General features: G+C 74.8%; 20 protein-coding genes. 6 read left to right on the top strand and 14 right to left on the bottom strand.

The annotated features are described in order from the left end of the window. Positions 1 to 142 precede the first annotated feature (142 nt). Both ACFU5J_RS18340 and ispG read right to left on the bottom strand, forming a co-directional pair. Positions 143 to 1072 carry a GNAT family N-acetyltransferase gene (locus tag ACFU5J_RS18340; RefSeq protein WP_430575151.1) on the bottom strand — a complete coding sequence of 310 codons (930 nt, stop codon included), beginning with the start codon at positions 1070 to 1072 and terminating at the stop codon, positions 143 to 145. A gap of 54 nt (positions 1073 to 1126) precedes the next feature. Then, on the bottom strand, positions 1127 to 2269 hold the full coding sequence (gene ispG, locus ACFU5J_RS18335) for a flavodoxin-dependent (E)-4-hydroxy-3-methylbut-2-enyl-diphosphate synthase (RefSeq protein WP_430575379.1): 1143 nt from the start codon (positions 2267 to 2269) through the stop codon (positions 1127 to 1129). Between the two features lie 206 nt (positions 2270 to 2475). On the opposite strand from ispG, the gene ACFU5J_RS18330 reads away from it, so the two are divergent. From ACFU5J_RS18330 to ACFU5J_RS18315, 4 genes are read left to right on the top strand one after another with little or no spacing between them, the layout of a single operon-like run. Next, entirely contained in the window at positions 2476 to 3372 is an 897-nt protein-coding gene (locus ACFU5J_RS18330) for an SIS domain-containing protein (RefSeq protein ID WP_430575150.1), read from the top strand. Beyond that, a complete protein-coding gene (locus ACFU5J_RS18325) occupies positions 3369 to 4307 on the top strand; it encodes an ROK family protein (protein ID WP_430579681.1) in 939 nt (312 codons plus the stop codon). The genes ACFU5J_RS18330 and ACFU5J_RS18325 overlap by 4 nt, the downstream gene beginning before the upstream one ends. Continuing rightward, the gene (locus ACFU5J_RS18320) at positions 4304 to 5245 is read left to right on the top strand and encodes a 1-phosphofructokinase family hexose kinase (RefSeq protein WP_430579680.1); all 942 of its coding nucleotides are present in this window, start codon (positions 4304 to 4306) and stop codon (positions 5243 to 5245) included. Before ACFU5J_RS18325 ends, ACFU5J_RS18320 begins: the two co-directional genes overlap by 4 nt. A gap of 49 nt (positions 5246 to 5294) precedes the next feature. After that, the gene (locus tag ACFU5J_RS18315; protein WP_430579679.1) at positions 5295 to 6137 is read left to right on the top strand and encodes a ketose-bisphosphate aldolase; all 843 of its coding nucleotides are present in this window, start codon (positions 5295 to 5297) and stop codon (positions 6135 to 6137) included. Between the two features lie 32 nt (positions 6138 to 6169). Here the strand turns inward: ACFU5J_RS18315 and ACFU5J_RS18310 are convergent, their stop codons facing one another. The 3 genes from ACFU5J_RS18310 to dxr form a co-directional block, all read right to left on the bottom strand. Then, a complete protein-coding gene (locus ACFU5J_RS18310) occupies positions 6170 to 6955 on the bottom strand; it encodes a DeoR/GlpR family DNA-binding transcription regulator (protein WP_430575146.1) in 786 nt (261 codons plus the stop codon). Between the two features lie 49 nt (positions 6956 to 7004). Beyond that, a complete protein-coding gene (locus tag ACFU5J_RS18305; RefSeq protein ID WP_430579678.1) occupies positions 7005 to 8324 on the bottom strand; it encodes a M50 family metallopeptidase in 1320 nt (439 codons plus the stop codon). Between the two features lie 67 nt (positions 8325 to 8391). Further along, positions 8392 to 9579, bottom strand: coding sequence for a 1-deoxy-D-xylulose-5-phosphate reductoisomerase (gene dxr, locus ACFU5J_RS18300; protein ID WP_430579677.1), 1188 nt, complete (start codon positions 9577 to 9579; stop codon positions 8392 to 8394). A 200-nt stretch (positions 9580 to 9779) separates the two neighbouring features. On the opposite strand from dxr, the gene ACFU5J_RS18295 reads away from it, so the two are divergent. Beyond that, positions 9780 to 10550 (top strand): hypothetical protein, encoded by a 771-nt coding sequence (locus tag ACFU5J_RS18295; RefSeq protein WP_430575143.1) that lies wholly within the window; start codon positions 9780 to 9782, stop codon positions 10548 to 10550. A 24-nt stretch (positions 10551 to 10574) separates the two neighbouring features. Here the strand turns inward: ACFU5J_RS18295 and ACFU5J_RS18290 are convergent, their stop codons facing one another. Further along, positions 10575 to 11861 carry an ion channel protein gene (locus tag ACFU5J_RS18290; RefSeq protein WP_430575142.1) on the bottom strand — a complete coding sequence of 429 codons (1287 nt, stop codon included), beginning with the start codon at positions 11859 to 11861 and terminating at the stop codon, positions 10575 to 10577. 51 nt (positions 11862 to 11912) lie between these two features. Beyond that, positions 11913 to 13208, bottom strand: a complete 1296-nt coding sequence (locus tag ACFU5J_RS18285) for an MFS transporter (protein WP_430579676.1) — start codon at positions 13206 to 13208, stop codon at positions 11913 to 11915. 70 nt (positions 13209 to 13278) lie between these two features. Here ACFU5J_RS18285 and ACFU5J_RS18280 point away from each other — a divergent pair, with 70 nt between their 5' ends. Then, complete coding sequence (locus ACFU5J_RS18280) at positions 13279 to 13662, top strand: MerR family transcriptional regulator (protein ID WP_430575140.1); 384 nt, start codon at positions 13279 to 13281, stop codon at positions 13660 to 13662. Positions 13663 to 13768: 106 nt separating this feature from the next. On the opposite strand, the gene ACFU5J_RS18275 is transcribed toward ACFU5J_RS18280, so the two are convergent. The 7 genes from ACFU5J_RS18275 to rpsB form a co-directional block, all read right to left on the bottom strand. Continuing rightward, positions 13769 to 14320 carry a DivIVA domain-containing protein gene (locus ACFU5J_RS18275; protein ID WP_430575139.1) on the bottom strand — a complete coding sequence of 184 codons (552 nt, stop codon included), beginning with the start codon at positions 14318 to 14320 and terminating at the stop codon, positions 13769 to 13771. Next, a complete protein-coding gene (gene rlmN / locus ACFU5J_RS18270) occupies positions 14317 to 15408 on the bottom strand; it encodes a 23S rRNA (adenine(2503)-C(2))-methyltransferase RlmN (protein ID WP_430575378.1) in 1092 nt (363 codons plus the stop codon). Before rlmN ends, ACFU5J_RS18275 begins: the two co-directional genes overlap by 4 nt. 105 nt (positions 15409 to 15513) lie before the next feature. Then, on the bottom strand, positions 15514 to 16311 hold the full coding sequence (locus ACFU5J_RS18265; protein ID WP_430575377.1) for a phosphatidate cytidylyltransferase: 798 nt from the start codon (positions 16309 to 16311) through the stop codon (positions 15514 to 15516). 98 nt (positions 16312 to 16409) lie between these two features. After that, positions 16410 to 16967 carry a ribosome recycling factor gene (gene frr, locus ACFU5J_RS18260; RefSeq protein ID WP_430575138.1) on the bottom strand — a complete coding sequence of 186 codons (558 nt, stop codon included), beginning with the start codon at positions 16965 to 16967 and terminating at the stop codon, positions 16410 to 16412. A gap of 62 nt (positions 16968 to 17029) precedes the next feature. Next, complete coding sequence (gene pyrH, locus ACFU5J_RS18255; protein ID WP_430575137.1) at positions 17030 to 17797, bottom strand: UMP kinase; 768 nt, start codon at positions 17795 to 17797, stop codon at positions 17030 to 17032. 234 nt (positions 17798 to 18031) lie between these two features. Then, on the bottom strand, positions 18032 to 18871 hold the full coding sequence (tsf, locus tag ACFU5J_RS18250) for a translation elongation factor Ts (RefSeq protein WP_430575136.1): 840 nt from the start codon (positions 18869 to 18871) through the stop codon (positions 18032 to 18034). 111 nt (positions 18872 to 18982) lie between these two features. Beyond that, on the bottom strand, positions 18983 to 19894 hold the full coding sequence (rpsB, locus tag ACFU5J_RS18245; protein ID WP_430579675.1) for a 30S ribosomal protein S2: 912 nt from the start codon (positions 19892 to 19894) through the stop codon (positions 18983 to 18985). Positions 19895 to 20357 lie beyond the last annotated feature (463 nt).

Raw genomic sequence — 20357 nt, 5'->3', positions numbered from 1 at the left:
GCTGTCAAGACCATGGATGACTTATTTCCGGCCCAACCGATCACGACCGATCACCGGCCTGTGCGGCCGCCCGGCGCCGTGAGCAGGGGCGCGACCGCTGCCCACGCGGCGGACGACGACCCCGTCGCCGACCCGCAGCGCCTCAGAAGAGGACGGTCGTGAAGGTCCCGACCTGCTCGAAGCCCACGCGGCGGTAGGTGGCGAGCGCGGCGGCGTTGAACGCGTTGACGTACAGCGAGACGACGGGGGCGACCTCGCGCCGCGTCGTCACGACGACGGCGGCCATGCCGGGGGCCGCGAGCCCCTGGCCGCGACGCACCGGGTCCACCCAGACGCCCTGGACCTGGGCCACGCCGCCCGCGACGGCACCGAGCTCCGCCTTGAAGGCGACGACGCCCGGCGGGTCGTCGGGGTCCACGCGCACGAACGAGCGCCCCTCGGCGACCAGGGAGCGCACCCGCAGCGCGTAGGCGCTGCCGGGGGAGGCGGCGGGCACGTACCCGACCTCCTCGGCGAACATCCGCACGCAGGCGGGGAGCACGACGTCCACCTCCTCGAGGGTGGACCGCCGCACGGCCGGGTCGGGCTCGACGTCGGGGTCGCGGGCGATGGCCAGCGACGGCTGGTCCGCGCGGACCTCCCGCGCCCGGGGCCAGTGCGGGGCGAGCAGCTCCCACAGGGCCAGCGCGGCGGTGCGCTCCCCCACGATCGACGACGACCGGCGGCCCTGCGCCCTGGCGAGCGCGGCGAACGCGGCGACCGCGTCGTCGGCGTCCTGACCGGTGAGGCCCGGGGACAGCACGGGCACGAGGTTGGCGCCGGACCAGCAGACCGCGGCGAGCGGGCCGGACGCGGGGAAGCCCCAGACCTGCCCGCCGGCGGCGGCGAGGCCGGCGAGGGCGGCCGCCTCGAGCCGCGCGGCCGCGAGCACCGAGGTCACCGGGTCGAGGGCGCACAGGGCGCGCGCCTCGACGAGGTCCTCCTGGCCGAGCACACGGGCGCGCGGGCGGCGCGCGTCGAGCCCCCGCGCGGACCCGCCGCGCGGGCGCACCGCCGGTCGCCAGCCGCCCATCACGCCCCCTTCGCCGCCCTGGGCCTCACCGTCATCGTGCCCGACGCGGCGCCGTCAGCCCACCGAGACCACGGGAGCGCCGGCCTGCGCGTCGTTCTCGGGGGCGGGCATCGACTCGGCGATGCGCATGGCCTCCTCGATCAGCGTCTCGACGATCATCGCCTCCGGCACGGTCTTGATGACCTCGCCCTTGACGAAGATCTGGCCCTTGCCGTTGCCGGACGCGACGCCGAGGTCGGCCTCGCGGGCCTCGCCCGGGCCGTTGACGACGCAGCCCATGACCGCGACGCGCAGCGGGACGGTCATGCCCTCGAGGCCGGCCGTGACCTTCTCGGCGAGCGTGTAGACGTCCACCTGGGCGCGGCCGCACGACGGGCACGAGACGATCTCGAGCTTGCGGGGGCGCAGGTTGAGCGCCTGCAGGATCTGCGTGCCGACCTTGACCTCCTCGACCGGCGGGGCCGACAGGGAGACGCGGATCGTGTCGCCGATGCCCTGGCTCAGCAGGGCACCGAACGCGGTGGCCGACTTGATCGTGCCCTGGAACGCGGGGCCGGCCTCGGTGACACCGAGGTGCAGCGGCCAGTCGCCGCGCTGGGCGAGCAGCTCGTACGCGCGCACCATGACCACGGGGTCGTTGTGCTTCACGGAGATCTTGAAGTCGTGGAAGCCGTGCTCCTCGAACAGCGACGCCTCCCACACGGCGGACTCCACGAGGGCCTCCGCGGTGGGCTTGCCGTACTTCTCCAGCAGGCGCTTGTCGAGGGAGCCGGCGTTGACGCCGATCCGCAGCGAGACCCCGGCGTCGGAGGCCGCCTTGGCGATCTCCTTGACCTGGTCGTCGAACTTGCGGATGTTGCCCGGGTTCACGCGGACGGCGGCGCAGCCGGCGTCGATCGCGGCGAACACGTACTTGGGCTGGAAGTGGATGTCCGCGATGACAGGGATCTGGGACTTCGTCGCGATGGCGGGCAGCGCCTCGGCGTCGTCGATGGTCGGCACGGCGACGCGGACGATGTCGCAGCCCGCGGCGGTCAGCTCGGCGATCTGCTGGAGGGTCGCGTTGATGTCCGTGGTCGGGGTGGTGGTCATCGACTGGATGCTGATCGGCGCGTCCCCGCCGACGGCCACCTTGCCCACCTGGATCTTGCGGGACTTCCGGCGAGGGGCCAGCGTGGGTGCGGGCGGGGTCGGCATGCCGAGGTTCACTGCAGTCACGGTGCCAGTATCGCGCGTCCTGGGCCCGGGACCGCACCCTGGGAGGTCACGCGCACGAGATCGACGCATCGGCTGCGCACGGCGGCCATCCGGCTCGCCGGTTCACCCCGGGTCGATGCGACCATTGCTGCGCGTTTCATGGCAGACTTGATCACGTTCAAGCAATCATCAGGAGGACCAGGGACATGACCGGATTCCACGTCACCGCCGAGATCGCGAGCCAGCCGGAGACCTGGCGGCGCACGGCGGCCGTCGCCCGCGAGCGCGCCGACCTGCTGCCCGCCGCCGGCGCCCGGGTCGCCGTCGTCGGCTGCGGCACCTCGTGGTTCGTCGCGCAGGCCTACGCCGCGCGGCGCGAGGAGCTCGGCCTCGGGGAGACCGACGCCTTCGCCGGCAGCGAGTTCCCCGCCGGGCGCCGCTACGACCTCGTCGTGGCGGTCACCCGCTCGGGCACCACCACCGAGATCCGCGAGCTCCTCGCCCGCGTCCGCGGCACGCAGCCCACCCTCGCGATCGTCGGCGACCCCGACTCCCCCGCCGTCACCGAGGCCGACCACGCCGTCGTCCTCGACTTCGCCGACGAGACCTCCGTCGTGCAGACGCGGTTCGCCACGTCCGCCCTCGGCCTGCTGCGCGCCGGCCTCGGCGACGACCTCGAGGCCCTCGCCGACGCGGCCGAGCCCGCCGTCGCCGAGCCGCTGCCCGAGACCTGGGTGGGCCGTCGCCAGTACGTGTTCCTCGGCCGCGGGCCCGCCGTCGGCATCGCCAACGAGGCCGCGCTGAAGATGCGCGAGGCGTCGCTCGCCTGGGCCGAGTCCTACCCGTCGATGGACTACCGCCACGGGCCGATCTCCGTCGCGGACGACACCAGCGTCGTCTTCCTCCTCGGCGAGGAGGTGCCCGGCCTGGCCGACGACGTCGCCCGCACCGGGGCGCTCGCCGTCCGCCTGGACGAGGACCCGCAGGTCGCCCTGGTGCGCCTGCAGCGCCTCGCCGTCGCCAACGCCGAGCACCAGGGCCTCGACCCGGACGCCCCGCGCAACCTCACCCGCTCGGTCGTCCTGGACCCCGCGGCGTCATGACCGGCGCGGCACCGGGCCCGCTCGTCGTCGCGCTCGACGTCGGCGGCACGGACGTCAAGGCGGTCCTCGCGGGCCGGGACGGCGTCCTCGAGCAGCGCACCGTCCCCACGCGCGCGGACGAGGGGCCGGACGCGGTGGTCCGCTCGATCCTCGACGTCATCGGCGACCTGCGCGACCTCGCCCCCGCCGGGCGCGCGGTCGCGGCCGCCGGCCTCGCCGTCCCCGGCGCGGTGGACGACGAGGGCGGGCTGGTGCTGCAGGCGGAGAACCTCGGCTGGGTCGACCTCCCGATCCGCGACCTGGTCGCCGAGGCCACCGGGCTGCCGGTCGGCTTCGGGCACGACGTGCGCGCGGGCGCCCTCGCCGAGTGGCGCGCGGGCGCGTCCCGCGGCGCCCCCGACCACGCCTACCTGTCCGTCGGGACGGGGATCGCCGCGGCCCTGGTGCTGCGCGGGGAGCCCTACACCGGCGGCGGCTACGCGGGCGAGGTCGGGCACGGCGGCCCGCAGGGCGGCACCCCGTGCGCCTGCGGCGGGCGCGGCTGCCCCGAGACGGACGCCTCCGCCGCGGGTATCGCCCGCCACTACCGCGAGCGCACCGGCGCGACCACCGCCGAGGTGCGGGGGTCCGCCGAGGTGCTGCGGCGCGCCCAGGCGGGCGACGACGTGGCGCGCCAGGTCTGGGACCACGGCGTCGAGCGGCTCGGCGGGCTGGTCGCCGACCTCGTCCGCGTGCTCGCGCTGCCCCTGGTCGTCGTGGGCGGCGGCATCGTCCGCGCCGGCGACGACCTCTTCGTGCCGCTGCGGGCCGCCGCGGCACGGCAGCTGACCTACCACCCCGTGCCGCAGGTGGTGCCCGCGCAGCTCGGTGCCGACGCCGGCGTGCGGGGCGCGGAGCTGCTGGCCTGGTCGGCCGTCCCCGGGTCGCACCCGTGACCCGCGTCGTGGCCGTGACCCCCAACCCGGCCTGGGACGTCACCTACCGGGTCGACCGGCTCGTGCCGGGCGAGTCCCTGCGCGTGCGCACCGCGACGGCCCGGGCGGGCGGCAAGGGCGTGAACGTGGCCCGCGTCGCCCGTGCCCTCGGGCACCCGTCGCTCGCCGTCAGCACGGCGGGCGGGCCGCTCGGCGCCGCGTTCCGCGACGACCTGGCCGCCGCCGGACAGGACGCCCTGCTCGTCCCGGTCGCCGGTCCCACCCGGCAGAGCGTCACCGTGGTGCCGGCCGCGCCCGACGGCGCGCACCCCACCGTGCTCAACGAGCCCGGCGCGGCGCTGTCCGGCGCCGAGTGGGCCGCGCTGCTCGACGCCGTCGCCCGCACCGCCGGGCCGGGCGACGTCGTCACCGTCTCCGGCTCTCTCCCGCCGGGGACCACGCAGGACCGGTTCGCGGGCCTGGTGACCGCCGCGCTCGGCACCGGGGCCCGGGTGGTCGTCGACACCTCCGGCCCCGCGCTGCGCTGGGCCGCCGAGGCGGGCGCCCACCTGCTCAAGCCCAACCGCGCCGAGCTCGCCGACGCGGCCGGCCTCGACGACCCCGCCGAGGCCGTCGCCCTGCTCCAGGGCCTCGGCGCCGGGGAGGTCGTCGTCACCGACGGCGCCTCCGGCATGACGGCCTACGCCCCGGGCGACGGCCGTCCCCGCGTGGTCGCCCGCGCCCGGCTCACCGGGCCGCCGCTGGCCGGCAACCCCACGGGCGCCGGGGACGCCGCCACCGCCGCGCTGGCGGTCGGCCTCGCCGGCCCCACCGAGCCGAGCGCCGACCGCCTCGCCCTGGCCGTCGCCGTGTCCGCCGCCGCCGTCCTGCGCCCCGTCGCGGGCGACGTCGACCCGGCGGACGTCGCGGCGCTCCGCGCCCGCGTCGCCGTCACCTGACCGGCGACGCACCGTCCCTTCCCCGTCCCGACCCCGAAACGAGAACCCCGTGCCCCTCGTCACCACCGACGTCCTCCTCTCCCCCGCCCGCAGCGCCGGCCGGGGCGTCGGCGCGTTCAACGTCGTCCAGCTCGAGCACGCCGAGGCGTTCGTGTCCGCGGCGGAGCGCGTCGGCACGGGCGTCGTGCTGCAGGTGAGCCAGAACGCCGTCCGCTACCACGGGTCGCTCGCGCCCGTGGGGTCGGCGTGCCTCGCGCTCGCCCGCGCCACGTCCGCCCCGGTCTCCGTCCATCTCGACCACGCCGACGACCGCGACCTGGTGGCGGAGGCGCTCGACCTCGGGTTCTCGTCGGTGATGTACGACGGGTCCGCCCTGTCCTACGACGACAACGTCGCGTCCACGGCCGAGGTCGTGCGCGCCGCGCACGCCGCGGGCGTGTTCGTCGAGGCGGAGCTCGGCGAGGTCGGCGGCAAGGACGGCGTGCACGCCCCCGGGGTGCGGACCGACCCGGGCGAGGCCGCCGCGTTCGTCGCCGCCACCGGCGTGGACGCGCTCGCGGTCGCGGTGGGGTCCTCGCACGCGATGACCGACCGCACCGCCGCCCTCGACCTCGACCGGATCGCGCGGCTGCGCGAGGCCGTCGACGTCCCGCTCGTGCTGCACGGCTCCTCCGGCGTGCCCGACGACGAGCTGGTGCGCGCCGTGCGCGCCGGGATGACCAAGATCAACGTCTCCACGCACCTCAACGGCGTGTTCACCCGCGCGGTGCGCGAGCGCCTGGCCGCGGACGAGCGCCTCGTCGACCCCCGCAGGTACGTGGGCCCGGCGCGCGACGCGGTCGCCGACGAGGTGGCCCGCCTGCTGCGGCTGCTCGACGGCGCGGGCGACTGACGACCGGCTGACGACCGTCTGACGACCGGCCGTCAGACGACGGCCACCTCGATGCCGGCGGCCCGGAGCGCGGCGACCTGCTCCGGGTCCGCCTCGGTCGTCGTGACGACCAGGCTGATCGCGGCCGGGTCGGCGAACGGCGCCAGCGCGCGCTCGCCGAGCTTGGTCGAGTCGGCGACGACGACGGTCCGCCGCGCGGCGCGCCCCATGAGGCGGCTGATCTCCGCCTCCCCCTCGTGGAAGGCCATGCCCCCGTGCTCGGCGTCGAGCGCGTCCACCCCGAGGAAGGCGACGTCGATCGTCACCTGCGTGAGGGTGTGCACGGCGAGCGGCCCGACGAGCTCGTAGGAGCGCGTCCGGGCCGTGCCGCCGGTGACGATGATGCGCACGTGCGAGCGGACCGTGAGGTCGTGGGCGATGTTCACCGCGTTCGTCACGACGGTGAGGCGCTCGCCGTCGCGCAGCCCCTGCAGGTCCGGGTCCGTGGCGATGCCCTCGGCCACCATCGTGGTGGTGGTGCCGCCGTTGAGGCCGACGACGTCGCCCGGCTGCAGCAGGGACACGGCGTGCGCGGCGATCCGGTGCTTCTCGTCGGCCCGCCGCGCCGTCTTGTAGCGCAGGGGCAGGTCGTAGGCGACCGCCGTGGTGCGCGCCCCGCCGCGCGTGCGGGTGACCAGCTGCTGGCTGGCCAGCTCCACGAGGTCGCGCCGCACCGTCGCGGGCGACGTGTCCAGCTCGGTGACGAGCTCGTCGACGGTGACCTCGCCCCGCTCGGCGGCGAGCTCCAGGATGCGCGTGTGGCGGCTGTGCCGTGTCATCGGTCCCTTTTCTCGGGGCGTCGGCGATCGGTGGTCGGGCGCCGGCCGGCTACGTGAGCCGGACCGGGTCGATCAGGTCGGCGACGATGAGGATCGCGCCGGTACCGATCAATACCACGAACATCACGTACGCCACCGGCATCATCCGGGCCACGTCGGCCGGCCCGGGGCGCGGCAGCCCGCGGACGCGCGCCACGGTGCGCTTGGCGCCCTCGTACAGCGCGTTCACCACGTGCCCGCCGTCCAGCGGCAGCAGCGGGATGAGGTTGAACACGAACAGCGCCACGTTGAGCGCGGCGAGCAGGCTCAGCAGGTACTGGAGCGTGGTGACGACCGGCTGGTCCGCCGCGACGACGTCCACCGCCATGCGGCTCACCCCGACGACGGAGACCACCGAGTCCTGCGAGCGCGGCTGGTCGGTGAAGGCCTGTACCGCCGTGTCGGCGACGCGGACCGGCAGGGTGACGATCATGGCGGCCGTGCCGGACACCTGCTGCCACACCGCCTCGGGCACGGACGACAGCGGCAGCGGCTCGTACTCCTGGGTCGGCGTCACGCCGAGGAAGCCGGCCGTCTCGGTCACGGGCTGCCCGTCCGCGTCCACGGTCGCGGCGCCGTCGGCGTCCGTCACGGGGACCTGGCGGTCCGCGGTCGTGACGGTCAGCGGCACCCGGGCGCCGTCGCGCTCGACGACCACCGGGACCTCCTGGTCCGGGGAGTCGGCGATCATCCCCGACAGTTGGTCCCACGACGTGACGGCCGCGCCGTCCCACTCGACGATCTCGTCGCCGGCCTGCAGCCCCGCCGCGGCGGCGGGCGACGGCGCGGCACCCTCGGCGCACACGGGCGCGCCGTCGGCCGTCGTCGACGTCGGGGTGCACTCGCTCACGGCCCCGACGGTCGTCGTGACGGTGGGCGCCCCGATCCCCACGAGGACGACGAAGGTCAGCACCGCGGCGATGACCAGGTTCATCACGGGCCCGCCGAGCATGACGACGAGCTTCTTCGGCGTGGACAGCCGGTAGAACGCGCGGTCCTCCTCGCCGGGGCGGATCTCGCTGACGGAGGCGTCGCGCGCGTCGGCGATCACCTGCCCGAAGAACCCCCCGCGGCGGCGCGCGCCCTCCGGCGCGGCCGGCATCATGCCGACCATCCGCACGTAGCCGCCGAGAGGGATCGCCTTCACCCCGTACTCGGTCTCGCCCTTCGTGCGCGACCACAGGGTGGGGCCGAAGCCCACCATGTACTGGCTCACCCGCACGCCGAACTTCTTGGCGGGCACCATGTGGCCCACCTCGTGCAGGCCGATGGAGAGGGCGAGGCCCACCACCATCACGGCGATGCCGATCACCCAGGAGAGAACGTCCACGCGTCGAGCCTAGGTCACCGAGGCACACGCGCGGCACGGTCCGGGGGCCGCGCGCGTGCAGGCTTCGTCAGGACCGCGCGAGGATCTCGTCCGCGCGCGCCCGCGCCCAGCGCTCGGTGCCCTCGACGGCGTCCAGCGTGACGTCGGCGGCGGCCACGCCGTCGTGCTCGGACAACACCCGCTCCACGGTCTCGACGATGTCGAGGAAGCCGATCCGCCCGGCCAGGAACGCGGCGACGCCCTGCTCGTTCGCCGCGTTGTAGACGGCGGGGTGGGTCGCCGACGCCGCTGCGGCGGCCCGCGCCAGCCCGACGGCGGGGAAGGTCGCCTCGTCCAGCGGCTCGAACGTCCACGACGCCGCCCGCGTCCAGTCGCAGGGCGGGGAGACGACGTCGAGCCGCTCGGGCCACGACAGCCCGAGGGCGATCGGCAGGCGCATGTCCGGCGGCGACGCCTGCGCGATCGTGGACCCGTCGCGGAACTCGACCATCGAGTGCACCACCGACTGCGGGTGCACCACGACGGTGATGTCGTCCACCGGCACGTCGAAGAGCAGGTGGGCCTCGATGAGCTCGAGCCCCTTGTTCATCAGCGAGGCCGAGTTGACCGTCACCACGGGCCCCATCGACCACGTCGGGTGCGCGAGCGCCTCGTCGGCCGTGACCTTCTTGATGTCGTCGCGGCTGCGGCCGCGGAACGGCCCGCCCGAGGCCGTGAGCACCAGCCGGCGCACCTCGTCGCGCGCTCCCCCGCGCAGGGCCTGCGCGATCGCCGAGTGCTCGGAGTCCACGGGCACGATCTGCCCGGGGGCCGCCGCGGCCTTGACGAGGGACCCGCCCACCACCAGCGACTCCTTGTTCGCCAGCGCCAGCGAGGAGCCGCCCGCGAGCGCCGCGAGCGTGGGCCGCAGCCCGACCGACCCGGTGATGCCGTTGAGCACGACGTCGCTGCCGCGCCCGGCCAGCTCGGTGGCCGCGTCGGGGCCGGCGAGCACCTCGACGTCCGCGGCGCCCTGTCCGAGGCGGCCGGCCAGGGCGGACCGCAGGTCGTCGGCACGCCCGGCGTCGGCGACGGCGACGGCGCGCGCCCCGACCGCCGCGACCTGCTCGGCGAGCAGCCCGACGTCCGACCCGCCGGCGGACAGCGCCTCGACCCGGAACCGCCCGGGGTGCGCCCGGACGACGTCGATCGCCTGCGTGCCGATCGAACCGGTGGAGCCGAGGAGGGTGACGGAGCGGGGTGCGGCGGCGGACATGCCGCTCATCATCCCAGGTGCGGCGGGGGCGCCGGCGCCGTCGTGCGGGCCGGGGGACGCGCCGCGGAAATGCCCGGAATTCACCCGCTCCGGTGCTTGACTTCTCGACGTCGGACCGTGGCGCCCGGTCGCGGGCGGGTGTGAGGCCGGTTACGTTCGCAAACATGCGTACTTATCGCGTGATAGTCGGCAAGCGGCCTGTGGCCGCACTTGCCGGGCTCGTCGTCCTCGTCTCCGGCTCGGTCGTGGCCACCGCCGCCCCGGCCGCCGCGGACGGCGACGGCGAGACCCACCGCATCTACGCGACCCGCGAGGGTCTGGTCGGCAAGCGCACCGCCAACGGGCACAAGATCCGCAAGAACGACCACTTCGTGGCGCTCCCCTCGCGGCGCGCTCTCTCGCCGAAGGGGTCCGGCGCCTACTCCGTCCGGGTGTGCCGGGCGGGCAGCACGCGCTGCGAGTACGCGCCGGTGTGGGACGTGGGCCCGTGGAACAGCGTGGACGACTACTGGAGCTCGACACGGCACGCCGCGCGCAGCCTCCCGAAGGGCACGCCCCAGGCCTCCGCCGCGTACCGGCTCGGGTACAACGGCGGACGGGACCTCTACGGGCGCAAGGTCACCAACCCCGCGGGCATCGACCTCGCCGACGGCACCTATCGCGACGGCCTGCGCCTGCCCCGCAACGCCTGGATCGACGTGACGTACCTGTGGCAGGGCTCGGCCCGCACCGGGATCGTCGTGACGAACGGGCGCACCCTCAACGTCCGGTCCGGCCCGAGCGCCGCGCGGGCGCGCACGGGCCTGGCCGCGAACACCGCGCGGGTGCCGCTGCTGTGCTACTCCCGCGGGCAGTGGATCTCCGGCAGCCGTGGCACCACGAACCTCTGGTACAAGATCGGCCGCAGCAACTGGGTCTCGGACGCGTACCTCAACACCGGCACGGGGCGCCCGGTGGCGCGACACTGCTGACGCGGCGGCACGGTGCCGGCGCGCTCAGGCGGGCGCGCGCTCTCCCGCCGGCGTGATGAGCATCAGCGGGCGGTGGCGCACCAGCAGCCACAGGGGCAGCACGATCACGCACAGCACGGGGAGCACCGCGACGTCGGCGACCATCGCGACGCCCATGAACAGGGCCAGCCACCCGTCCCGCGCGACGACCATCGTGGCGCCGAGGACGGCGGCGGCGACCGCGATCGCGAGCGGGATGCCCGGGAACGCGGCGTGGGCGGCCAGCGCGACGGCCACGCCGACGAAGACGGCCGGGAAGATGCGACCGCCGCGGAAGCCGGCGCCCGCCGCCACGACCAGGGCGACGATCTTCACGACGCCGAGGCCGAGCAGCGCCCACACCCCGTACTGATCGGCGGTCCGGGTGAGCTCCTTCATCTCGTCCAGGCCCTTGAACAGGCTGAGCGGCCCGCCGAGGACGCCGAGCACGCCGAGCACGAGGCCGCCCGCCCCCAGGGCCAGGACCGGGTGGCGCAGGGCGTGGAACGCGCGGTGCACCAGGGGGAACGCCCACACGCCCGCGAGGCACAGCAGCGCGGCGGCGATCGCCACGAGGGAGCCGGTGACCAGGTCGAGGGCGGCCGGGGTGTAGGCGGGCACCTCGACGTTCAGCTGCGGGGCGCCGAACAGCACCATGGTGAGCGAGCCCGCGCCGGCCGCGACGAGCGGGCCGAAGAGCCGGTCGAAGAGCTCGCCCTTCCCGCGCCCGGCCAGCATCTCCGTCATGAGGAGCGCCGCGCCGACGGGGGTGCCGAACATCGCGCCGAGCGTGCCGGACGCCGCCATGAGGATCACGACCTGCTGCGGCGCGCCCAGGCGCAGACGCGCGACCACCCAGACGGCGAGGGCGACGTTGACGGCGATGATCGGGTTCTCCGGCCCGAGGCTGACGCCGCCCGCGAGCCCGACCGCGAGGGCCAGCGCCAGGCCGGGGACGGTCCGCGGGGGCAGCGGCGCGGCGACCAGGCTGGTGGTGGCAGGGTCGTCGCCCGCGTGGCCGGGGAACCACGCGACGATCGCGCCCACGACGAGCCCGGTGAGCGTGAGCGTCCCGAGGATCCACCAGGGCGAGTCGCCCTGGGTCCCCACGGCGGCGGGCAGGGTGTCCCACAGCCAGTCCTGCGCCGCGCCCGCGACGGAGGACACGAGGATCAGCCCGAGGGCGGACAGGACGCCGACGACGGCGCCGGGGACCGCGACGGCAGCCAGCCGGGCGGTCGTGAGGGCGGTGGCGGACGTCTCGAGGGCCGGTCCCGGGCTCTGCGCTGGCACAGCTCGGAACCTACTGGCCCCCGCTCCATCCGGCGCGGCGAGGGTGCCGGCTCACGGCGCCGCCCCGGGAAGGGGGGCGTCGTCGAGCACGTCGGCGGGCCCCTCCGACGGGTCGCGCGGCCCGGCGACGGCCGCCGCGCGGTCCGACCAGGTGCGGGCGCCCGCCGCGAGCGCGACCGCGGTCCCCGCCACGACGACGGCGGCGGGGACCGGCAGGGCGTCGACGCCACCCCGCGCCACGAGCAGGGAGGCGAGCGCCGCCCCGACCGCGATCCCGCCGTTGAACACCACGGGGATGAGCGCCGCCGCCGTCGACCGCCGGGCGGGGCCGCCCAGGCGCAGGATCAGGGTCTGGGCCAGGGGCGGCAGGGCGCCCGAGGCGACGCCCCACAGCGCGACGACCGCCGCGCCGAGGGCGGGGTGCACGTCCACCACCGCGAGCCCGAGCAGCGCGACCGCCGTGCCGGCCGTGCTCAGCACGAGGGCGGGTGCGGTACGCGCGCCGAACCGCCCGGCGAGCACCACCCCCAGCGCGGAGGCGAGCCCGAACACGAGGAGCAGCGTGCTCACCCCGCCGGGCACCGCGGCCGCCGGGGTCTCGACGATCCGCACGACGTAGGTGTAGGCGCCGTAGTGGCCCACCAGCAGGACGCCGACGATCGCGGTGACGGCGATCATCGGGCCGGGTCCGGCGGGCGAGGCCTCCGGCACGGTCGGGCCGGCGTCGGTCGTCGGGGCACCGGACCGCGCGCCCGCTCGCGGGGAGCGTTCCACGACGGCGCGCACGAGGACGGCGACGACGAGCGTCAGCGCGGCGAGACCCGCGAACGCGGCGCGCCAGCCGACGGCGCGCGTCACGAGGCTCGCGAGGGGCGTGCCCAGCACCATGCCGAGCGTGGCCCCGCCGAGCACGACCGCCACGGAGCGCGCCAGCAGCCGGTCGGGCACCAGGTCGGCGACGTGCGCGTTGGCGCTCGCCCAGAGCAGCCCGACGGCGGCGGCGCCCACGAGCCGGGCGCCCACGGCGACGCCGTACGTGGGAGCGAGCGCCGTCGCCGCCGACGACGCGGCCAGCACGGCGAGCGCGACGGCGATCACCGTCCTGCGGTCCCGCCCGGCCACCAGCCGCACCAGGGGGAAGCTCGCGACCACCACGGCCGCTGCCCAGACGGAGACGAGCAGGCCGGTGCGGGACTCGTCCACGCCGAGCCCGGCACTCATCTGCGGGAGCACGGCCGTGGGCAGCATCTCGGCCGTGACCATCGTGAAGGTGCCGGCGCCGAGCACCAGCAGGGTGGGCCACGGGAGGTCGGGTGCGGGACGCGGGGTCGAACGGGTTGTCGTCATGTCGACGACGCTAAAGATTGACACTAATGTCAATGTCAAGCGTGACCCACGACACTCCCGGAGGCCCATGATGAAGATCGGCGAGGTCGCCCGGCGCACGGGCGTCGCGCCCCGGCTGGTGCGCTACTACGAGCAGCAAGGGCTGCTGACGGCGGAGCGCGCGGCCAACGGCTACCGCACCTACTCCGAGGCCGACGTCGAGCGGGTGTCGCGGGTGGCGGGCATGGTCCACGCCGGGATCCCCACCCGTCTCATCAAGGTGCTGCTCGACATGGAGGAGACGGCCCTGCAGGACCACCCGACGTGCCCCCGCACCGTCGCCGAGCTCCTCGCCTCCGAGCTGGGTGGTATCGAGGACCGCATCGCGTGCCTCACGCGCAGCCGCGACACCATCCGCGAGTTCCTGGCCCGCACCGAGCACGCCGCGCTGCTGTCCGAGGCGGCCGCCCGCTGACCCGCGCCACGCACGACGCCGCAGGGGCCGCCGACCTGTGGTCGGCGGCCCCTGCGGGCGGTGCGGCGGCGCGAGGCGGGTCGGCCCCGGTCACTTCACGACACGGTCACTCCACCCCGAGCAGCACCTCGATCGCGCGGGCGAAGAACCGGTCCACGGAGCCCTCGGCGTACGCGTCCGAGCCCTTGGCGCGGCTGAACGTGGCCGAGCGGATCTCGGTGGAGGTCAGCGGCTCCTGGCGGTCGAAGTACGCGACGAGCCGGTCGCACAGCGCGTCCACGTCGTCGGTGTCGTAGCCCTGCGCGCCGCGCTCGGCCGGCGCGAACTTCTCGCCGTCGGGCCGCCCCAGGCGCCCGTACATCGTGCGGGCGCGGTCGGCGAGGGCGGCCATCCAGGCCTCCTGGCCGTGCGCCGCGACGTACTCGGCACGCTGGCGCGCGATGAACGCCGCCTCCAGCCGGTCCAGCGCCGCGTCCACCTCGTGCGTGTCGTAGCCGCCGCGCACCAGGTCGAACGTCGACACCTGGATGTCGGCGTGCGACAGGGGCTCCGCGGTGCGACCCTCGTAGGCCTGCCGGGCGTGGTCGAAGAAGTCCTCGACCTCGTCGCGGTCGTACCCGGTGCGCATCGCGGACACCGTGCTGAACAGTGCGCTCACTCGTCCTCCTCGGCAGCCAGCTGCCCGCAGGCGCCGTCGATGTCGCTCCCGCGGGTGTCACGGATCGTGGTGGGGATGCCGTGCCCGCGCAAGCGTGCCACAAACTCGTCCTCGACATCACGCTCGCTCGCGGTCCAGATCGAGCCGGGAGTGGGGTTGAGCGGGATGGGGTTGACGTGCACCCAGCCGCGGCCGCGGGCGTTGAGCTTCTCCCCCAGCAGGTCGGCGCGCCAGCCGTGGTCGTTCATGTCCTTGATGAGCGCGTACTCGATCGACACGCGCCGGCCCGTGACCTCGAAGTAGCGCCGCGCGGCGTCGAGCGCCTCGTCCACGCTCCAGCGGGTGTTGATCGGCACGAGCTCGCTGCGCAGGTCGTCGTCGGGCGCGTGCAGGCTGAGCGCGAGCGTCACCGGGATCTCGAGCTTCGTGAGCTTCTCGATCGCCGGCACCAGGCCCACCGTCGAGACGGTGATGTTGCGTGCCGACATCCCGAAGCCCTCGGGCTGCGGCGCGACCAGCGCGCGCACCGTCTCGAAGACCGCCTTCGGGTTCGCCAGCGGCTCGCCCATGCCCATGAACACGAGGTTGTTCAGGCGGGTCGGGCCGCCGGGGATCTCACCCTCCGCGAGCGAGCGGTTCGCGGCGCGCACCTGCTCGAGGATCTCCGCCGTCGAGAGGTTGCGGGTGAGGCCGAGCTGCCCCGTCGCGCAGAACGGGCACGCCATGCCGCAGCCCGCCTGGGACGACACGCACAGCGTGGTCCGGTGCGGGTAGCGCATGAGCACCGACTCGACCTTCGCGTCGTCGAACAGGTGCCACAGCGTCTTGACCGTGGTGCCACCGTCCGCCTCCAGCCGCCGGGTGGGGCGGATGAGCGGGGGGAACATCGTCGTCGCGATGGCCTCGCGCGTCGACGCCGGCAGGTCGGTCATCTGCTCCGGGTCGGACGTGTAGTGCTGGAAGTAGTGCGTGGCGAGCTGCTTGGCCCGGAACGGCTTCTCCCCCATCGCCTCCATCGACGCCACCCGCTCCGCGGGCGTGAGGTCCGCGAAGTGCTTCGGCGGCTTGCCCCGGCGGCGCGGCGCCATCTGCAGGGGCATGGGTGCGGTCTCGTCGCCCGGCCGGACCACGGGGATCCCGAGGTCGGTGCCGGGCGCGGCGGGACGGGCGGAGGTGGGGGGCATGACGGTTCCTTACAGGGCGCCGGGCGGCGCCATGGTGAGCACGAGGTACACGAACGGGGCGGTGACGACCAGCGAGTCGAGGCGGTCCAGCACGCCCCCGTGACCGGGGAGCAGCGAACCCATGTCCTTCAATTCTAGGTCGCGCTTGATGAGCGACTCGGCGAGGTCGCCCACCGTGGCGGTGATCGCCGTGAGGACGCCGAGGACGACGCCCAGCAGCGGGCTGGCGTCGAGCGCGAGCACCGCGCCCGCGACGCCCACGGCCGTGGCGAGCACGACCGAGCCCGCCAGGCCCTCCCAGGTCTTCTTCGGGCTGACGGTGGGCGCCAGCGGGTGGCGGCCCATCGTCACCCCGGCGATGTACCCGCCGGTGTCGTTCGCGACGGCGAGCAGGATGAACAGCGCCACGCGCAGCTCGCCGTCCGGCTGCGCCAGCAGCAGGAGCACGAAGCCCGCGAGGAACGGCACGTACGTCGCCGCGAAGACGGAGGCGGCCGAGTCGCGCAGGGCCTGCGGCCCCGGGCCGTCCAGCACCCGCCAGACGACGACCGCGCCGACCGTCAGCACGTACGCGACCAGCAGCGCCTCCGGCCCCGACGTGTACGCCGAGACGACCATGCCGGCCCCGCCCACCAGGAGCGGGAGCATGGGCAGCCGGATGTCGCGCCGGGCGAAGGCCTGGCGAAGCTCCCAGAGCGCGGCGCCCACGGCGACGACCGCGACCGCCACGAACGGCTCCGGGCGGAACCACAGGGACGCCGCCACGCCGACGAGCAGGAGCACGCCGACGGTGATCGCCGCGGGCAGGTTGCGGCCGGCGCGCGACGACGTCGGGCCGGCCGCCCCACCGGTGGCGGGGTCGAGCGGGGACGCGTCCTCGCCCGGTTCGAGGGGATGGGTCACCATCAGACCTCGAGCAGCTCGCTCTCCTTGCCGGCGAGCAGCTGGTCGATCGCCTCGACGTGCTTCTTCGTCAGCGACTCCAGCTCCTTCTCGGCCCGGGACACCTCGTCCTCGCCGGCCTCGCCGTCCTTGACGATGCGGTCCAGCTCCTCCTTGGCCTTGCGGCGGACGTTGCGCACGGAGATGCGGGCGTCCTCCGCCTTCGTCTTGGCCATCTTCACGTAGTCACGACGCCGCTCCTCGGTGAGGGCGGGCATGACGACGCGGATCGCGTTGCCGTCGTTCGACGGGTTGACGCCCAGGTCGGACTCGCGCAGCGCCTTCTCGATCGTCGTCATCGAGCTCTTGTCGAACGGGGAGATGAGCACCGTGCGCGCGTCCGGGATGTTGAACGACGCGAGCTGCTGCAGCGGCGTCGGGGCGCCGTAGTAGTCCACGGTGATCTTCGAGAACATGCCGGCGCTCGCGCGGCCGGTGCGGATGCCCGCGAAGTCCTCCTTGGCGACCTCGATCGCCCGGTCCATCTTGTCCTCGGCCTCGAGGAGGGTGTCGTCGATCACCGGTGCTCCATTCTCGTCGTCGTGCTCGTCGGTCGTGTCGTGCTCGGTGGACCCGCGCAGGGTCAGTGCGTGGTGACCAGCGTGCCGATCTTCTCGCCCAGCAGTGCGCGGGTCACGTTACCCGGCTCCTCGAGGCCGAAGACGCGCATCCGCACGTCGTTGTCCCGGCACAGCGAGAGCGCGGTGGCATCCATCACGTTGAGGCCGCGCACCAGGGCGTCGGTGTAGGTCAGCTGCTCGAGCCGCTCGGCGTCCGGGTTCGTGCGCGGGTCGGCCGAGTAGACGGCGTCGACGCCGTTCTTGCCCATGAGGACCTCGTCGCAGTGCGTCTCCAGCGCGCGCTGCACCGAGACGGTGTCGGTGGAGAAGTACGGCATGCCCGCCCCCGCACCGAAGATCACGACGCGCCCCTTCTCCAGGTGACGGATCGCCCGCAGGGGGATGTACGGCTCCGCGACCTGCCCCATGGTGATCGCGGTCTGCACGCGGGTGGTCACGCCGTCCTGCTCCAGGAAGTCCTGCAGCGCCAGGCAGTTCATCACCGTGCCGAGCATGCCCATGTAGTCGGCGCGGGCACGGTCCAGGCCGGCACGGGACAGCTCGGCCCCGCGGAAGAAGTTGCCCCCGCCGGACACGATCGCGACCTGCACGCCCTGGCGGACGGCGTCGCCGATCTCCTGGGCGACGCGGCGCACGACGTCCGTCGCCAGGCCCACGCTGCCGCCGCCGAAGGTCTCGCCGGAGAGCTTCAGCAGCACCCGGCGTGCCGGCGCGCTCTCGCCCGCCGCGGCGGGCGGCTCGGTCTGGTTGGTCTCGGTCACGTGCGTCACCGTCGCTCTCTCGGTCTGTTCCGCATGCCTCGGGCATGTGCTGCGCATCGCCGCGCGGCGCGCTGGACGCCGCGGGCGTGGCCGGGCCTGCGCCGCCCGACCGTTGGTGATCACCCTCCGCGCATCCTGGCACCGGACGGCGGCTCCCGCCCCGTCAGGGGCGCGGGTGGGTGGGTATGCGACAGGCCCGACCGCACCGCGCACGGTGCGGTCGGGCCTGGACGCAGGCGGGTGTCAGCTGCCGACGCGGAAGCGGACGAAGCCGAGCAGGTTGCCGCCGGTGGCGGCGACGTGCTTGGCGACCGTCGTCTTCGTGTCCTTGGCCAGCGGCTGGTCCACGAGGACGGCGTCCTTGAAGAAGCCGCCGAGGCGACCCTCGACGATCTTCGGCAGGGCGGCCTCGGGCTTGCCCTCGGCGATCGAGACCTCGCGCGCGATCTCGCGCTCCTTCTCGACGACGTCCGCCGGGACGTCCTCGCGGGACAGGAACCGCGGGGCCAGGGCCGCGACGTGCTGCGCGACGTCCTTGGCGACGGGCTCGGCCGCGTCGTCCGTGGCGACGAGCACGCCGATCGACGGCGGCAGGTCCTTGGCCGTCTTGTGCAGGTAGGTCGTGACCTTCGGCGCCTCGAGGCGGGCCACGCGGCGCAGCACGATCTTCTCGCCCAGGGTGGCGCCCTGCGCGGCGATCGTGTCGGCCACGGTGCCGTCGGCGGCCGGGGCGGCGAGCGCGGACTCGGCGTCCGTGGCACCCGCGGCGGCGGCGGCGTCGAGGACGGCGTCGGCCAGCGCGATGAACTTCTCGTTCTTGACGACGAAGTCCGTCTCGGCGTCGAGCTCGATCATCGTGGCGGCCTGGCCGGCGGCGGAGTCCTCGACCTTGACGGCCACGAGGCCCTCGGTGGTCGCGTTGCCCTCGCGCTTGGCGGCGCGCGCCAGGCCCTTCTTGCGGATGATCTCGATGGCCTGCTCGGCGTTGCCGTCGGCCTCGTCGAGCGCCTTCTTGACGTCGAGCATGCCGGCACCGGTGCGCTCGCGGAGCGCCTTGATGTCAGCGGCGGTGTAGTTCGCCATGGGGGTCCTCCGTGCTGGTTCGAGATCCGCCCGGCCCCGGTCGGGGCGCCGGGCGGAAGGGGCGTGCGGGGTCGCGGGCCGGTCGCGCGACGGCGACCGGCCCGCGAGGCCTCACTCGGACTTCTCGGTGGCCTGCTCGCCCTCGGCGGCCGGCGTCTCCTCGGCGGCGGGCGCCTCGGTGGCGGTCTCCTCGGCGACGGGAGCCTCGGTCGCGGCCTCCTCGGCGGCGGGCGCCTCGGCCTGCGCGGCCTCGGCACCGGCCAGGAGCTCGCGCTCCCACTCGGCCAGCGGCTCGGCCTCGGTGGTCTCCGCGGCCTCGCCCTTCTTGCCCGAGTGACGCTGCATGAGGCCCTCGGCCGCGGCGTCCGCGATCACGCGGGTGAGCAGCGTGACGGAGCGGATCGCGTCGTCGTTGCCCGGGATCGCGTAGTCGACGACGTCGGGGTCGCAGTTGGTGTCGAGGATCGCGACGACGGGGATGCCCAGCTTGCGGGCCTCGTTGACGGCGAGGTGCTCCTTGTTGGTGTCGACGACCCAGACCGCGGACGGCGTCTTGGCCATGTCGCGGATGCCGCCGAGCGTGCGGGCGAGCTTGTCCTTCTCGCGACGCAGGACGAGGAGCTCCTTCTTCGTCAGCGCGGAGCCGGCGACGTCGTCGAAGTCGATCTCCTCGAGCTCCTTGAGGCGCTGGAGGCGCTTGTGCACGGTGGTGAAGTTGGTGAGCATGCCGCCCAGCCAGCGGTGGTTCACGTACGGCATGCCGACGCGGGCGGCCTGCTCGGCCACCGGCTCCTGCGCCTGCTTCTTGGTGCCGACGAAGAGGATGGTGCCGCCGTGGGCGACGGTCTCCTTGACGAACTCGTAGGCGCGGTCGATGTACGACAGCGACTGCTGGAGGTCGACGATGTAGATGCCGTTGCGCTCGGTGAAGATGAAGCGCTTCATCTTCGGGTTCCAACGGCGGGTCTGGTGCCCGAAGTGGACACCGCTCTCGAGGAGCTGGCGCATGGTCACGACGGCCATGACACGTCCTTTCGCCGCGTGCGCCGGATCATCCGGGCTGCACGCGCGTCTGGCGACCGGCCCTGCATCCTCGGCAGGAGTCCGGTCGCGGTACTCGGTTCGTCGGTGACGGGCATCTGACCCACCACCCCTGGCGTCACGCCGGGCCGGCACCGTCCCCGGGAGTACCGGGCACGGACCGCTGCCGACGCGGCCGCGCCCTGCGACCGGCGGACCGGGACGCGGGGCGCGTACGTGACGCGCGATGTCGACCTGCCCGCACCGTTCCCCCGGCCCGGACGGGCTCCGAGCCGTCGAGGACGGCAGCGGAGCACACCGGGAAGGTTCGGGGGCGAGGCACAAGCCGATCGCGCCCACCAGTCTACCCGACGGGAGGGGGCCGTCCGTCGCCCCCGCGACCGGCCCCGTCACAGCCGGCGTCGCCTGTCGCCGCGCCGGGCGTGGGCCCCTCGCGGATCCGTCC

Source organism: Isoptericola sp. NPDC057559 (genome assembly GCF_042801555.1).
GTDB lineage: Bacteria > Actinomycetota > Actinomycetes > Actinomycetales > Cellulomonadaceae > Isoptericola.
The sequence above is the reverse complement of the archived record's forward strand: the minus strand, read 5'-3'. Positions and strand labels throughout refer to the sequence as shown.